Source organism: Macrococcoides bohemicum (assembly GCF_016865215.1).
In the GTDB taxonomy this organism is placed as follows: domain Bacteria; phylum Bacillota; class Bacilli; order Staphylococcales; family Staphylococcaceae; genus Macrococcoides; species Macrococcoides bohemicum.
Genome location: NZ_CP054482.1, coordinates 1,757,649 through 1,772,483, shown reverse-complemented (window position 1 = coordinate 1,772,483; position 14,835 = coordinate 1,757,649). Strand labels below are relative to the sequence as shown.

The 14,835-nt window shown below is 35.4% G+C and carries 18 protein-coding genes and 1 riboswitch; of the genes, 13 read left to right on the top strand and 5 right to left on the bottom strand.

Annotation, left to right across the window (positions count from 1 at the left end):
- Positions 1 to 26 precede the first annotated feature (26 nt).
- From hutI to ribH, 5 genes are all read left to right on the top strand, one after another.
- The gene (gene hutI / locus HT586_RS09130; protein ID WP_203545655.1) at positions 27 to 1,256 is read left to right on the top strand and encodes an imidazolonepropionase; all 1,230 of its coding nucleotides are present in this window, start codon (positions 27 to 29) and stop codon (positions 1,254 to 1,256) included.
- A 170-nt stretch (positions 1,257 to 1,426) separates the two neighbouring features.
- A riboswitch (FMN riboswitch) is annotated at positions 1,427 to 1,553 on the top strand.
- 136 nt (positions 1,554 to 1,689) lie between these two features.
- Positions 1,690 to 2,739, top strand: a complete 1,050-nt coding sequence (ribD, locus tag HT586_RS09125; RefSeq protein ID WP_203545654.1) for a bifunctional diaminohydroxyphosphoribosylaminopyrimidine deaminase/5-amino-6-(5-phosphoribosylamino)uracil reductase RibD — start codon at positions 1,690 to 1,692, stop codon at positions 2,737 to 2,739.
- Positions 2,720 to 3,343: a riboflavin synthase gene (locus HT586_RS09120; RefSeq protein WP_203545653.1), complete on the top strand. Its 624-nt coding sequence runs from the start codon at positions 2,720 to 2,722 to the stop codon at positions 3,341 to 3,343. The genes ribD and HT586_RS09120 overlap by 20 nt, the downstream gene beginning before the upstream one ends.
- A complete protein-coding gene (gene ribB / locus HT586_RS09115) occupies positions 3,343 to 4,533 on the top strand; it encodes a 3,4-dihydroxy-2-butanone-4-phosphate synthase (RefSeq protein ID WP_203545652.1) in 1,191 nt (396 codons plus the stop codon). The genes HT586_RS09120 and ribB overlap by 1 nt, the downstream gene beginning before the upstream one ends.
- On the top strand, positions 4,530 to 4,994 hold the full coding sequence (ribH, locus tag HT586_RS09110; protein ID WP_203545651.1) for a 6,7-dimethyl-8-ribityllumazine synthase: 465 nt from the start codon (positions 4,530 to 4,532) through the stop codon (positions 4,992 to 4,994). Before ribB ends, ribH begins: the two co-directional genes overlap by 4 nt.
- A 123-nt stretch (positions 4,995 to 5,117) precedes the next feature.
- Here ribH and HT586_RS09105 read toward each other — a convergent pair whose 3' ends face one another.
- The gene (locus tag HT586_RS09105) at positions 5,118 to 6,107 is read right to left on the bottom strand and encodes a proline dehydrogenase family protein (RefSeq protein WP_096076093.1); all 990 of its coding nucleotides are present in this window, start codon (positions 6,105 to 6,107) and stop codon (positions 5,118 to 5,120) included.
- Positions 6,108 to 6,280: 173 nt separating this feature from the next.
- A complete protein-coding gene (locus tag HT586_RS12535) occupies positions 6,281 to 6,409 on the bottom strand; it encodes a hypothetical protein (protein WP_269152332.1) in 129 nt (42 codons plus the stop codon).
- Positions 6,410 to 6,570: 161 nt separating this feature from the next.
- On the opposite strand from HT586_RS12535, the gene HT586_RS09100 reads away from it, so the two are divergent.
- From HT586_RS09100 to HT586_RS09085, 5 genes are all read left to right on the top strand, one after another.
- Positions 6,571 to 7,665 (top strand): AAA family ATPase, encoded by a 1,095-nt coding sequence (locus HT586_RS09100; RefSeq protein WP_203545650.1) that lies wholly within the window; start codon positions 6,571 to 6,573, stop codon positions 7,663 to 7,665.
- 11 nt (positions 7,666 to 7,676) lie between these two features.
- Positions 7,677 to 8,402: a nicotinamide riboside transporter PnuC gene (gene pnuC / locus HT586_RS09095; RefSeq protein WP_111744608.1), complete on the top strand. Its 726-nt coding sequence runs from the start codon at positions 7,677 to 7,679 to the stop codon at positions 8,400 to 8,402.
- A 78-nt stretch (positions 8,403 to 8,480) separates the two neighbouring features.
- Positions 8,481 to 8,615, top strand: coding sequence for a hypothetical protein (locus HT586_RS12530; RefSeq protein ID WP_269152331.1), 135 nt, complete (start codon positions 8,481 to 8,483; stop codon positions 8,613 to 8,615).
- Between the two features lie 74 nt (positions 8,616 to 8,689).
- Positions 8,690 to 9,355, top strand: a complete 666-nt coding sequence (locus tag HT586_RS09090) for an NAD(P)H-dependent oxidoreductase (RefSeq protein ID WP_407943973.1) — start codon at positions 8,690 to 8,692, stop codon at positions 9,353 to 9,355.
- 136 nt (positions 9,356 to 9,491) lie between these two features.
- Positions 9,492 to 9,824 (top strand): hypothetical protein, encoded by a 333-nt coding sequence (locus HT586_RS09085; protein WP_096076097.1) that lies wholly within the window; start codon positions 9,492 to 9,494, stop codon positions 9,822 to 9,824.
- Positions 9,825 to 9,859: 35 nt separating this feature from the next.
- Here HT586_RS09085 and HT586_RS09080 read toward each other — a convergent pair whose 3' ends face one another.
- On the bottom strand, positions 9,860 to 10,384 hold the full coding sequence (locus tag HT586_RS09080) for a gamma carbonic anhydrase (protein ID WP_203545649.1): 525 nt from the start codon (positions 10,382 to 10,384) through the stop codon (positions 9,860 to 9,862).
- An 83-nt stretch (positions 10,385 to 10,467) separates the two neighbouring features.
- Here HT586_RS09080 and HT586_RS09075 point away from each other — a divergent pair, with 83 nt between their 5' ends.
- A complete protein-coding gene (locus tag HT586_RS09075; RefSeq protein ID WP_203545648.1) occupies positions 10,468 to 11,289 on the top strand; it encodes an alpha/beta fold hydrolase in 822 nt (273 codons plus the stop codon).
- 29 nt (positions 11,290 to 11,318) lie between these two features.
- Complete coding sequence (locus tag HT586_RS09070) at positions 11,319 to 11,726, top strand: transcriptional regulator, SarA/Rot family (RefSeq protein ID WP_096076100.1); 408 nt, start codon at positions 11,319 to 11,321, stop codon at positions 11,724 to 11,726.
- A gap of 44 nt (positions 11,727 to 11,770) precedes the next feature.
- Here the strand turns inward: HT586_RS09070 and mnmM are convergent, their stop codons facing one another.
- Positions 11,771 to 12,322: a tRNA 5-(aminomethyl)-2-thiouridylate-methyltransferase MnmM gene (mnmM, locus tag HT586_RS09065; RefSeq protein ID WP_203545647.1), complete on the bottom strand. Its 552-nt coding sequence runs from the start codon at positions 12,320 to 12,322 to the stop codon at positions 11,771 to 11,773.
- A complete protein-coding gene (gene mnmL, locus HT586_RS09060; protein WP_203545646.1) occupies positions 12,323 to 13,270 on the bottom strand; it encodes a tRNA modification radical SAM protein MnmL/YtqA in 948 nt (315 codons plus the stop codon).
- Between the two features lie 87 nt (positions 13,271 to 13,357).
- On the opposite strand from mnmL, the gene HT586_RS09055 reads away from it, so the two are divergent.
- A complete protein-coding gene (locus HT586_RS09055; protein ID WP_203545645.1) occupies positions 13,358 to 14,527 on the top strand; it encodes an MDR family MFS transporter in 1,170 nt (389 codons plus the stop codon).
- Positions 14,528 to 14,835: the final 308 nt, after the last annotated feature.

Sequence of the window (14,835 nt, the reverse complement as noted above, 5' to 3'; positions counted from 1 at the left end):
AATATATATTTGAAAGGATGTAGAAAATGAACGATATTATCATTCAGAATATTAGTGAACTGATCTTACCGAAGAAAACAGAAAAGCCACTTAAAGGTGCTGAACTTGCAGAACTGAATGTGATAGAAAATGGTACGGTTGTGATAAAGGATGGCAAGATTGTATACGCCGGTGAATTTAGTGAAGACTTTGAGGCTAATGAGACGATCGATGGAACGAATAAAACTGTATCTCCTGCACTTGTTGATGCGCATACACATTTAGTACACGGTGGTTCTCGTGAACATGAGATGAGTTTAAAGCGTCAAGGTGTTTCATATCTTGAAATTTTAGAACAAGGTGGCGGTATTCATTCAACTGTGAAAGCTACGCGTGAAGCATCTGAAGAAGAACTGTTCGAGAAAGCTGAGCATGAATTACTCCGAATGATTCATCACGGTGTATTAAGTGTAGAAAGCAAGAGTGGATATGGCTTATCTTTAGAACATGAGTTAAAGCAACTGCGTGTATCTAAACGTCTTCAGGAGAAATACGGCATCAATATGAAACATACATATCTTGGGCCGCACGCAGTACCAAAAGATAAAGATAGTGAAACATTTATTGATGAATGTATTAAAGATTTACAGGAAGTTAAGGATATTGCAGATTTTGCTGATATTTTCTGTGAGACAGGTGTATTTACAATAGATCAGTCTCGTAAATATATGCAGGCAGCAAAATCGGCTGGTTTACCTGTTAAAATTCATGCAGATGAAATCGACCCATTAGGTGGATTAGAGTTAGCAATAGAAGAAGAAGCAATTAGTGCTGATCACCTTGTTGCAGCGAGCGAAAAAGGTAAGCAGATGTTAGCAGACAGTGATACAGTAGCTGTATTATTACCAGGAACAACTTTTTATTTAAATAAAGAAGAATACGCAGATGCTCGAGGCATGTTAGACAACAATGGAGCAATTGCGATTGCAACGGATTATAATCCGGGAAGTTGCGTAACTAGTAATTTACAGATGGTAATGAGTATAGCAGCACTTAAGTTGAAGTTATCACCGAAAGAAATCTGGAATGCAGTAACTGTTAATGCGGCGAAAGCAATGGGTGTTGACGCAGGTACGATAGATACTGGTGACGCAGCTAATCTAGTCATCTGGCATGCAAAGAATCATGAATATATCCCTTATCATTATGGTGTGAACCATGCAGAAAAAGTAATCCATAACGGTAAAGTGATTGTGAATAATCAATTTAAATTATAATACCAGAGACTGGGGCAGAAGTGTTCTGCCGTTTAAGCTGTTAAACAGAAGAGCGCTAAGACTTATGTCTCACCCTCTATACAATTTTAAATGAAATATATTATTTGCATTGATTTTTTATACAATCTTCGCTATGATGAAATTGTCTTAATTGACAGACAAGTTAATAACTATTCTTTCGGGGCAGGGTGAAATTCCCAACCGGCGGTGATAGTCCGTGAGCTGATAATATATATTTGATGCTGATTCTGTGAAACTCAGAAACCGACAGTATAGTCTGGATGGGAGAAAGAATAAGGTGCCATTGTGATGGTTTATTTGTTGATGTATAAATTCTGCAAATACTATTATCATGGTCTTATTTATTGAACCTAAAATACAAATGCCCAAATCTTTTGATTTGGGCATTTTTTTATAGGAGATGAATAATAACTTGTATTTAGATAAAGCATTTGAACTTGTTAAATGGACGGATGGTCAGACAGGCAGTAATCCTGCTGTAGGTTGTATTGTAGTGAAAGATAATAGAATTGTAGGTATTGGTGCACATCTTACGGAAGGTGAAGCACACGCAGAAGTGAATGCACTGAATATGGCAGGACGACATGCAATTGGAGCCACGCTTTACTGTACGCTCGAACCCTGCAGTCATTTTGGTAAGACGCCACCATGCACACAAAAGATTATCGATAGTGGTATAAAGCGAGTGGTATATGCTGTGCAAGATAAATCGCTGCATTCAGGTATTGATGCTATGAAAGCGCACGGAATCGTTGTAGACCAACTGTATATCAGTGAAATCGATGACTATTATCAGCCGTTCTTTAAAGCAAAGCTACGTAAGTTACCTTATACGATACTGAAAATGGGTGTGACACTCGACGGTAAGACAGCAGATGATGATGACGTTAGTAAGTGGATTACTAATGAAGCATCAAGAAATCATGCACACTGTGTGCGTTATACCAGTGATGCCATACTTGTAGGCTACAATACATATAAACATGACCAGCCAACACTTGATAGTAGAAATTATAGAGATAAATGGATCAGGAAAGTCGTTATTTCTAATGGATTATTCGAAATAAATGACAAAGATAATAATGATTATGACAAATCACGTTTAATCGTTGTGACGACAACTGAACAGTCGATTGATGGTGTTACCGTAATCGTACTCACTGATCTACATCCTGAAACCATTTTAGAAGCCTTATATAAACATAAAATTAACCGCATAATTATAGAAGGCGGTATGCAGACGATGCGTGCGTTTGTATCTGCCAGAACTTTTGATGAAATACACCAGTATATTGCCCCGAAAATTTTAGGTGGATCCTCAAAGCATCAGTTTTTAACAACTGATCAACCTTCACAAATGTCAGAAATTACTGACCTTTCTCTTGTCTCTGTTAAGACTTTCGACCAGGATGTATTACTGATTTACAGAAAGGATGATGTTGATGTTTACAGGCATCATTGAAGAAGTTGGTGTCATAGCTCAACTGAAAAAGCAGGGAGATACTACCTTTATGACGATAGATTGTAATCGTATTATTGAAGACATGCACATTGGTGATTCTATCAGTGTGAACGGTGTATGTCTTACAGTCACTGCCTTTAATCATTCGAGCTTCAATGTGGATATATTAGAAGATACGAGTGCTATTACGTTGTTTCGAAATATGAAGCAAGGTACGAAAGTAAATTTAGAACGTGCATTATTACCGACAACAAGGCTTGGCGGTCACTTTGTAACTGGCCATGTCGATACGAGTCTCATTGTAGAAAGCGTTAATCACAGGGAAAAGACAATGCAGTTAAAGCTCAGACTTCCAAATGAATTTCGCAAATTTGTTATTCCGAAAGGCTCGATTGCAGTTAACGGTATATCTTTAACGATTTTTAAATTAGATCATAGCGTTGAGCTGAATATCATACCTGAAACGGTAAGAAGCACGATGCTTTCAGAACTTAAACCAGGTGATAAAGTACATATTGAATTCGATATGTTAGGAAAATATATATTGAACAGTAAACAAGAAGAAAGTGGTCTTTCTTTATCGAAATTGGAGATGATGTTGTAATGTTTGATACTCTTAAAAGTGCATTAGAAGATTTAAAGGCAGGTAAGCCAATTATCGTGGTTGACAATGAAAATCGTGAAAATGAAGGCGACCTTGTAGCGATAACAGACTTTATAACTGAAGATACGATAAACTTTATGATTACACATGCACGTGGATTGGTTTGCGCGCCTATATCTACAGCGTTAAATGAACGCTTGAATTTGCAGCCGATGACGCATAATAATCAGGATCCAAATAAAACCGCATTTACCATCAGTATCGACCATGCTTCAACAACTACAGGAATCAGTGCATTTGAAAGATATTGTACGGTGAAAGCATTGACGGACACAAACGTTACATTGAGTGACTTCAATCAACCGGGACATGTATTCCCGTTAATTGCTAAACCAAACGGGGTGCTTGAACGTGTTGGGCATACAGAAGCATGTGTAGATTTAGCGAAACTATGCGGTGCAAGTGAGACAGGTGTTATCTGTGAAATAATTAAAGATGACGGAACGATGGCACGCAGAGACGATTTAGTGAAATATAAAGCAGAGCATCGATTGAAGATGATTACTATTGCCGATCTAGTTGAGTATATAAAATGCGAAAAGCCTCTCGTAACACGCGAAGCTAAAGTGAATATGCCAACTGAATTTGGTGAATTTACGATGTATGGGTTTAGTGAACTTTATAGCGATAAAGAACATGTTGTGTATGTTAAAGACTATAAAGGTATTCCAGATATTCGAATACATTCAGAATGTCTGACAGGAGATGTATTTCATAGTAAACGATGTGACTGTGGGATACAACTAGAAAAAGGCATGCAGCATATTGAAGAAAATGGCGGTATTTTAATCTATTTACGACAAGAAGGCCGCGGCATCGGACTGATCAATAAACTAAAAGCATACGAAAAGATTGAACAAGGACTTGATACAGTTGAAGCAAACCATGCATTAGGATTTGATAGTGATATGCGGGATTATGCTGTGGCTGCTTCAATATTAAAGGATTTAGGTGTAAGTAAAGTCAACCTGATGTCAAATAATCCAGGAAAGATTAACGGATTAAAGCAATACGGCATAGAAGTTGAAACAAGAATTCCACATCAATTTCAAAGCAATGCAATAAATAAACATTATCTTGAAACGAAAAAAGAAAAATTAGGACATTTACTGGAGGAGAAATTAATATGAACTATAGTGCACAATTAACAGGACAAGGCTTAAAGATTGCAGTTGTTACATCAAGATTTAATCATTTTATAACAGACCGATTAACAGAAGGTGCAGTTGATACGTTAGAAAGACATGGCGTAGAAAGTGAGAGAATTGATACTTTCTTAGTACCAGGCGCGTTTGAATTACCATTTATCGCAAGTAAACTCGCACAAAAGAAAAAGTATGATGCTATTATTACTTTAGGTTGTGTGATAAGAGGTGCGACAACACACTATGATTACGTATGTAATGAAGCAGCAAAAGGTATTGCTAAAGCAGGAGAATATGGTACCCCAGTAATTTTTGGTGTAGTTACAACAGAAACAATCGAACAGGCAATTGAAAGAGCTGGTACTAAAGCAGGAAATAAAGGTGGAGAAGCGGCAATCGGTGCTATAGAGATGGCAAATCTTAATAAGATGGTTGAATCTATCTAGTGTGAAATTGGTGAAACCCCAATTTCACGACCGAAATCTCGCCCGAAATTGGTGAAACCCCAATTTCAAAATAACAAAAACAAAAAAGACCGTGAACACAATTTGTTCACGGTCTTCAAACTATTATTTCTTTAATAATTTTCTTAAAACTACAAGTCCAGCTAAAGCTGATCCAGCAACAATCGCACCACGCTCTACCTGAGGTGTAACGATTGATTTATAAACTAATTGTAAGTTTTGTGGGCGTTCAGCTAAACGTCTCATAAAGTAACCGTACCAGTCTTCACCATAAGGAACATAAGTACAGAAGTTGTAACCAGAGTTTGCGATTTCAACTTGTAACTCAGAACGGAATCCATATAACATCTGGAATTCGATTAAGTCATTGTTTAAGTTATGTTGCGCGATAAACTTCTTCACGTGATCGATAATGTTATGATCGTGTGTTGCAATTGAAGTCATTGCTTTAGCGTTTAATAAACGTTGTTCGATAATTTTGATGTAGTTTGCATCAATATCTTCTTTAGATTGGTAAGCAACAGATGCATCTTCTTTATAAGCACCTTTTACTAAACGTAAACGTACATCTTTATATTTCTCGATTTCTTCAGTAGCACGGAATAAGTAAGCTTGAATTACTGTACCAACATTTTTAAATTCACCTTTTAAACGATCTAACATTTCAAAAGTTTGAACTGTATGATTGTAGTCTTCAGTATCCATATTGATATGCATGTTGCCACACTCATGGGCTTTTAAAAGAATTTCGCGTAAATTTTCGTAACAGAATTCTGGATCAACGTCTAATCCAATTTGTGTCAGCTTGATAGACATATGTGCATCTACACCAGCATCAAATAATGCCTGAATCATCGTTAAAATGTTGTTTTTTGCTGCAGTTGCTTCTTCTTTAGAGAAAACAAATTCACCTAAATTATCAACAGTTGCAGAAATGTTTTGAGCATTTAATGCACGAATTGATTCGATTGTTGTTTCAACATCAGTTCCAGCAACAACCTTGTTAGCACCTAATGCTAAACCATACTTTTTTGCAGCTTCATTTAAAGTTGCGTTCTCACTTAAAGCAATAAAAAAATCTCTTGATAATCCCATCTATTGTTCCTCCTTAATTATAGTAATCATCTGATTACAATCCCCTAATAGAATAATCATAATGAAAACGCTTTTAAAGGTCAAAGGAAAATTTAAATATTTATAAAAATTAAAGTATCATTTAACACAAAATTCACAAAAAATTCACTTTTTAATCAAAGAAAAAAGCTTAGTCAATTGACTGAGCTTTCTTCATATCTGCTACTAATTTTTTTTTCGATAGGTTCGTTACTAATTTCTATAAAATGGGGTAAAGCTAAAAAGATTGATAATACGATAATTAATTTTTTTATAAATTTCATAACGCGCCTCCTTCATATTTAAATTCAGTTTAAACTTTGAATATGAAGAACCAGTGAATTATATGTAAATTGTTTATATAGAAATTGTAAATAATAATATGATAGATAATTATCGTATAATTGTTATAATGATATTAATTTACATAAAAGGGGTAAGGCAGATGAGAGATTTAGGAATTTATTTCGGGACGTTCGCACCGTGTCATGTCGGACATCTGGAACAGATTATTAGGGCGAAACGTGAAAATGCGCATGCGTTAGTAATTGTTTCTGGGTATGATGGTGATCGTGGTGATTTAGCTGGTATGAGTTTAACAAACCGTGTCAAAGCAATGCGTGAATTATTAAAGGATGACACGAATGTTACTGTGTTAACATTGGATGAAACTAATATTCCGCGTTATCCTGACGGTTGGAAACCATGGCTTACTTTACTTCAGGAAAAGATTGAAACTGCAGCAACAGAAAATAACTATGCGATGCAATCCGTAACATTTTATGTTGGCGAAGAAGAGTATATTCAGCCGCTTGATGAATATTTTAAAGGTGTGTTCAAATCTAGCGACGTTCAGATTACGAAAGTGGATCGTCGTATCACTGGTATAAGTGGAACTTCTATTCGCGAGAATCCAATATTAAACTGGGATTTTGTAACGCGCCCGTTTAGACGTTTCTTTGTACAGAATATATTGATTATCGGAACGGCAAGTACTGGAAAAACAACACTCGTACGAGATTTAGCACGCCGTTATTCAACATCGTATTCATTAGAATATTCGAGAGAATATCAGACAATACGTCAAGTACGTGATGATGAACTCGACATTAAAGACTTACATGCAATTGGAATTGGTCAGTTTGAACTGAATCGTAAACATATTCATTCGCCAGGTACACGTAAAGTATTCTTTGCGGATACTGACGTGATGACAACTAAACTTTATACAAAATTATATGCACCACCAGAAGATTACGAGAAAATTGCACCGGTCTTTGATTATTATATTTCTTTACAGACGTGGGCATTAATCATCGTATTACCTCCTACGACGCAATATGTCGATGATGGTTTCCGTGATATGAGTATGGCAGATCAGAAAGCACGTCTTGATATGCACCAGATGTTCCTGGATGAAATTAAATATCAAGGACTGGAAGATAAGATGGTTGTACTTAAAGGGCATAGCTTCCAGGAAAAATATGAAGAGGCACATCGTCTGGTAGATGAAATTTTAGCAGACGGCAAAGATAACTAAGGAGATGAGATATGTTTTTAATAAAAGATTTTAGAGGATTTACGAAATATGAAAAAGTATTCTTTGGATTATTTTTATTAGCGCAAGTTGCTATTCTTGTATATTTCTTTATCAAAACGAAGGAAATTGACTGGATTAACGTTATTGCAAGTATTTCTGGTATCCTGTGTGTGATTATGAGCGCAAAAGGTCGTTTAAGTACGTTCCTCTATGGTTTAATTCAGGTGATTACATATGGCTGGATCAGTTATCAGGCAAATTTAATGGGTGAAGTATACTTACAAGTTGTATTTGGTGTATTCCAGTTTATCGGTTTATATGCATGGATTCGCAATATGCACACGTTAAGCACACCTAAAGTTGAAGTTCAGGAAGTTGATACGAAAGGTTTAACAGCCATACAATGGGCGATTACTTTATTGCTTGGCGGAGCTTTTTACTTCGCATTTGCAAAATATCTTGAAAGTATTAAATCAGGGCAACCATTTCTTGATGCATTAAATGTCAGTTTAAATTTAACAGGTCAAGTATTGATGTCACTTCGATTTAAAGAGCAATGGTTCTTCTGGATTGTTGTTAATATCGTATCTATCACGCTATGGGTTAGAAAAATGATGCATACTGGTGCTATTGATGCGACAGGTGTTACAATGGTAGTGATGTGGATTGGATTCTTAATCAACAGTGTCTATGGATACTACTACTGGAAGAAACTTCAGATTGAAACACAACAATAATTTTTTAATCTCTCTTATATTTATAAGAGAGATTTCTTTATGTATGATTTATAATTGAGAAAAAAGAGGGAGAAACAGATGAAATTACAAAATGTGATGCTTTATGCTAACGATCAGGCGCAGGCGGTTAAGTTCTGGACCGAAGTGATGCAGTTTGAAATCAACTTCTCAGATTTTGAAGGTAACTATTTTGCATTAACACAAAAGCATTAAATGAAAAGACTCAGTTGAGTCTTTTTATTTTGATTTTATATATAGGTGTTGTATATATAATGTTAGAGGTGACAATGATGGAAAAATCAATAATCAAGGAAGAAATATTAAAAGCACATCATTTTAGACATGCTACTAGACAATATAATGAAGTGAAAATTCCTAAAGAGGATATGGATTTTATTCTGGATGTGGCAAGACTTAGCCCATCTTCAGTGGGATTAGAGCCGTGGAGATTTGTTGTATTGGAGAATGAAGAAATAAAGAATAAGATTAGCGATGTAGCCTGGGGTGCAAAGAAACAACTGGCGACCGCAAGTCATTTCGTATTAATCTTAGCACGAAAGGATGTACGTTATGATTCGGATTATTTTATTGAGCATTTTAAACAACGTCAACCGGATGAAGATAAATTAAAGCGTATGCTATCGATCTATAAAGAATTTCAGACAGAACATATCGAAGTGGTAGATTCAGAGCGTGCACTATTTGACTGGTCAAGTAAACAGACATATATTGCGCTTGGGAACATGATGACTGCTGCAGCACAAATAGGTATTGATTCATGTCCGATAGAAGGATTTGATTATCATAAGGTAAATGCTATTTTAGTAGAAGCGGGTATCATCGATGATCAGCATGAAAGTATTTCTGTTATGGTTTCGTTTGGTTATCGAAAGTTTGACCCCCGACAGGAAAAATCTAGAAGGTCTGTTGACGAAGTAATTACGTGGTTCTAAAACAACGTAACAAGCCATTTGTAAATTCTTTGTAAATGTATTCAAGCAATCTTTAAATAATCTTAATATTGAGAGCACCTTTTCAGTGATAGAATAAAAAGTGAATTATAAAGTATATCAATGAAGAGGTGTCTATATGTTTAAAGATATGGCGTATTATATTTTCGGTGGATTAGATCCATTTTTCCAATTATTCGTTTTTGAACCGATTGTTATTACAATTATCGCTGTAATTGTTGCAATGGTAACGAAAAAAGCGTGGTTAATGGGAATTGTAATTATTTTATTAAACTTAGTCGATAGTGCAATTGATGCAAACTTTGCTTTTGCTGCTGAAGGTATGGGTGCTGTAATTAGTCATACATTCACATATTTCTTTGCTAATTTCTTCTCAATGTTCTATGAGTTCGTATTTAGTTATATCATCGCTGGATTACCATTCATGCATAAAAAATTTGGAATTGCATAAACTATAAAAAGGTGAAGCCATCAAGCTTCACCTTTTTATGGTTTATGAGTTTTATGCATCGCTTTATATACTTTTGCTTTATCAGCATACTCCTGCTGGATGCGTGCCATATCTTGTTTATCTTCTTCTGTTAAAGCTCTTACTACTTTTGCTGGTCTGCCCATAGCTAGCATACCTGGTGGAATCTTTTTACCTTGAGTGAGCAATGAACCTGCTCCTAAAAATGCACCCTCACCAATTTCTGCTCCATCGAGTACTGTAGAATCCATTCCTACTAATGCACCTGTGCGAATAATACTTGAATGTAGCGTGACGCGATGTCCGACTGTTACATTATCTTCGATGATAAGCGGTGCATCCGGTGATTGATGGAGACAGCATAAATCCTGTACATTTGAATGTTCTCCAATAATGACTGGACTGACATCTCCTCGAATAACTGTACCGTACCAGATTGAAGCATCTTTTGCGATTTTTACATCGCCAGTTATCACTGCATTCGGTGCGATAAATGCACTGTCATCAATTTCAGGATACATACCATCATATTCATATAACATATTGTAACCACCTTTCATAAGTTTTGATATAATAATAATATCATTAAAAAGACGGATAAAGAAATTATTAAAGGAGTATCATTATGTGGAAATGGGAAACTGAAAAGGCACCAAAAGGAATAGTTGTAATTGTACATAATATATTAGAGCATCATGGTAGATATGCATGGTTTATCACACATTTAAGACATGATGGCTATCATGTAATTATGGGAGATTTACCGGGGCAAGGACAAACTTCCCGTGTAAATAGAGGACATATCGAAAATTTCCATGAATATCGTGAGAAAGTATTGGAATGGATTGAGGTTGCTGAAGAATATCATCTTCCGGTATTTTTATTAGGTGTTGGATTAGGTGGCTTAATCGCTGTCAATTTACTTGAAAAGGTAAATATAAAACTAGAAGGTGTGATACTTATTTCACCTTTATTTGGATTTCAGAACACTGTTACTACACGTAAAAATTTCCTCGCATCAAGTTTAAGTTCTATTTCAAAGGATGCGAAGTTTGATATGAATATTCCTTTAGAAGATTTCTCACGTGATATAGAAATTATCGCTGAAATGAAAAGTGATCCTTTGATGCTCCAAAAAGTAAGTTTTAATTGGTACAAGTCAATTATTGAAAGCATGAAGGAAACGATGGAGAATATTCATAAAATCAATGATATCCCGGTACTAATAATGTATTCAGAACAAGACCGTATTGCAGATGTCAATCAGATCAAATTATTTTCACAGGAAATTAAGTCTTCTGAAATATATATTAAAAACTGGCGTACGTTGTTTCATGAACTTCACAATGAGCCTGAAAAGGACAATGTTTTATACTATATCGAATCATTTATGAACAATAGAATGAATTATATTGGATTGATTACAGAGGAAGTGGGTATAGAATAAAATATTGCAAATTTAGAGGGTGAGAATGAATGTCAAAAGATAAACATGAAGTCAGTGATATGGTTCTATTGAATGACTTACAGAAAGAAATAGATGAAATTTTTGAAATGATATCTTCAGAATTTAACTTAACGAAAGAAGAATATATTGTTATGGTGGCCCTTTGGGACAAAGGACCGATGCCGATGAAAGAATTAGATAAATTTCTAGATATTAAGCCATATAAAAGAACGCGTTTCTACAATAATTTAGTAGCAAATGGCTGGATTAAGAAAGTTCGTCCGGCAGATGATGAACGTACTGTTATGATTTATTACAACGAGGATCGTCTACCTGAAAAAGAAAAGATAGTAGATGCAGCTTGTTCTTGTTTAAAAGGTAAAAAAGATAAGTTGAAGCGTCAATTTGATGATATACTTGAAATTTGTGGTTTATAACAAAAATAAAGCAAGTGGTTGTTCAAAAACAACCACTTGCTTTTTTATCTTTTTTCAATCCCTACGACAAATGGTGGATTATTCTTCTGATTAATAAATTCATATTTAAAGATATGTGCCTTATTTTGATTTATTTGTTTAAGATATTCTAAGACAGCATCTTTTTCAACCTGCCCTTCAGGATGTCCTGGATAGATGACGAGTATTATGATGCCTCCAACTTCAAGTAATGAATATATATTGTCGATGGCCTGAATCGTTGTCTTTGGTATCGTTACAATGCTTTTATCGCCTTTCGGTAAATAACCAAGATTAAAAATAGCAAGTTTTACAGTTTGGTTTAACACATCCAGCACATTTTCATGACCTGTCTGATGATAACTGATATTATGGTAACCCATAGTTTTTTCTTTAGCATTGTTAATTGCCTGTGACTGAATATCGAATGCGTGTATATGACCTGTATTATTCAAAAGTTGTGCTAAAAATAAAGTATCGTTTCCATTGCCACACGTTGCATCGATAACGATATCGCCTGATTCAATATAATTTGTTATAAGTGCACGTGCAAAGGGGAGTATACCTAAAGCTTTCATTTATACTGTTTCCTTCTTATAAAATTTACCTTGATAACTATTGCGTTTTTTGAGTTCAGCATCAATACCGTTTAATACTTCCCATTTATTGACACTCCACATCGGTCCAATCATTAAGTCAATTGGTCCGTCACCTGTGATACGATGTATGATCATCTCTTCCGGTAAAACTTCTAACTGATCGGCAACGAGTTTCACATAATCTTCCTGACTCATAAATTCGACCATACCCTTTTCGTATTGTTTTACCATTGGTGTGCCTTTTAATAGATGAAGTAAATGAATCTTAATGCCTTGTACATCCATTTGTGCAACAGTCTGCGCGGTTTCCATCATCATGTCGTAATCCTCTAACGGTAATCCGTTAATAATATGCGTACAAATATTAATATTATGTTTACGCAGTTTCGCAACACCATCATAATAGCACTGCATATCATGTGCACGATTGATAATGTTAGAAGTTTTTTCATGAACGGTTTGTAGTCCAAGTTCAACCCAGAGATATGTTCTTTTATTTAATTCTGCTAAATATTCAACGACGTCATCTGGCAGACAGTCAGGACGTGTTGCAATAGATAATCCGACAACGCCAGGTTGAGCTAATGCGGCTTCATATTTTTCTTTTAGTACTTCGAGTGGTGCATGTGTATTCGTATAAGCCTGAAAATAGGCGATATATTTACCGTCATGCCATTTTTCGTGCATTTTATTTTTTATTTTTTCGAATTGGACAGGGATAGGGTCTACACGTTCACCTGCAAAGTCACCGCTTCCCGCAGCAGAACAGAACGTACAACCGCCAAACGCTACAGTGCCGTCTCGGTTGGGGCAATCGAATCCGCCTTCTAAAGCGACTTTAAATATTTTTGTACCGAATTTTTGTCTTAAATGATAATTCCATGTATGATAAAGTTTTGAATCTAATGCATATTTAAATTGTGTCATTATGTCTCCCTCTTTCTTAACATATGGATTTTAACATATAATAGAGAAAATCGGAAAAAAATAATTTTAAGAAAGGTAGATGATTCTATGAAAATGCCAAAACTCGTATGGCTACTTGTCATCGGAATGGCAGTTAACGTCACAGGTGCCAGTTTAGTGTGGCCGCTTAATACCATCTATTTACATAATGAACTTGGGAAAAGTTTAAGTTTAGCAGGATTAGTATTGATGCTTAATTCAGGTGCTTCTGTGCTTGGCAACTTGTTAGGTGGGTCAATGTTCGATAAATACGGTGGATACCGTTCGATACTTATTGGTATCGTTATTTCCATGCTTAGTTTAATCGGTATTTTATTCTTACATGGGTGGCCATGGTATGCCGTGTGGCTCGTCATTTTAGGTTTTGGGTCAGGTATCGTATTTCCTTCTATTTATGCGATGGCTGGTACAGCATGGCCACAAGGAGGACGTAAAACATTTAATGCCATCTATTTATCCCAAAATATAGGGGTGGCATTAGGGGCAGCACTTGGTGGCTTTATCGCTGAACTAAGCTTCGATTATATTTTTATGCTAAATCTATTGTTGTATGTCGTATTTTTCTTTATCGCATTCTTTGGGTACCGAACAGCTGGTGTTGTCCAAACGGGTGGTAATGTAATGAAAGATGTCAGCAATATTAAAGATAAGGATCGCTTTACAGCACTCATACTCATTTGTGTTACATATTGTGTATGCTGGATTGGCTATGTACAATGGCAGTCTACGATTTCAAGTTATACGCAAGACCTTGGCATATCACTTAAACAATATAGCTTGTTATGGGCCATCAATGGCTTATTAATCATAGCAGGTCAGCCACTGATTAAACCGGTGATTAATTTTATGAGTGAAAAGATAAAGATGCAGATAGCGACAGGTTTGATTATTTTTATTATTTCATATATCGTAACGAGTTTTGCACAGGATTTCTCTATGTTTATTATTGGAATGGTTATATTGACAATCGGAGAAATGTTTGTCTGGCCAGCAGTTCCTACCATTGCCAATGATCTGGCACCACAAGGGAGAACTGGTGTATATCAAGGAATAGTTAATTCCACAGCAACATTAGGTAGAGCGATAGGACCAGTTTTAGGTGGCGTTATCGTTGATCTTTACAATATGCATATGATGTTCTATACGATGATCGGATTTGTCTTAATCGGATTTATATTCCTGTCAATATTCGATAAAAATATAAAACAGACTACATGAACGATGAAGTTTTAATTTTACACTAAAAATTTAAAATATTTGCATAATTCAAATTAATTGATTGAGATGTATTTTATTTTTAGTAAAAAGACTTGAAAAAGATTTAAAGCTACTTTATAGTATATGTATCTAGAGTAGTAATAAGCGAACATTTTTTTAGAAAACCAGTGGTTGATGTGAACTGGTATTTGTTACTTATGAACTTGCTAGTGTTGAATTGTATATATAAAGCTGCACTTTAAAGTGAATTGCGGGTGGTACCGCGGTTGTCATAGATGACAGTCGTCCCTTTTATTGAGGGATGACTG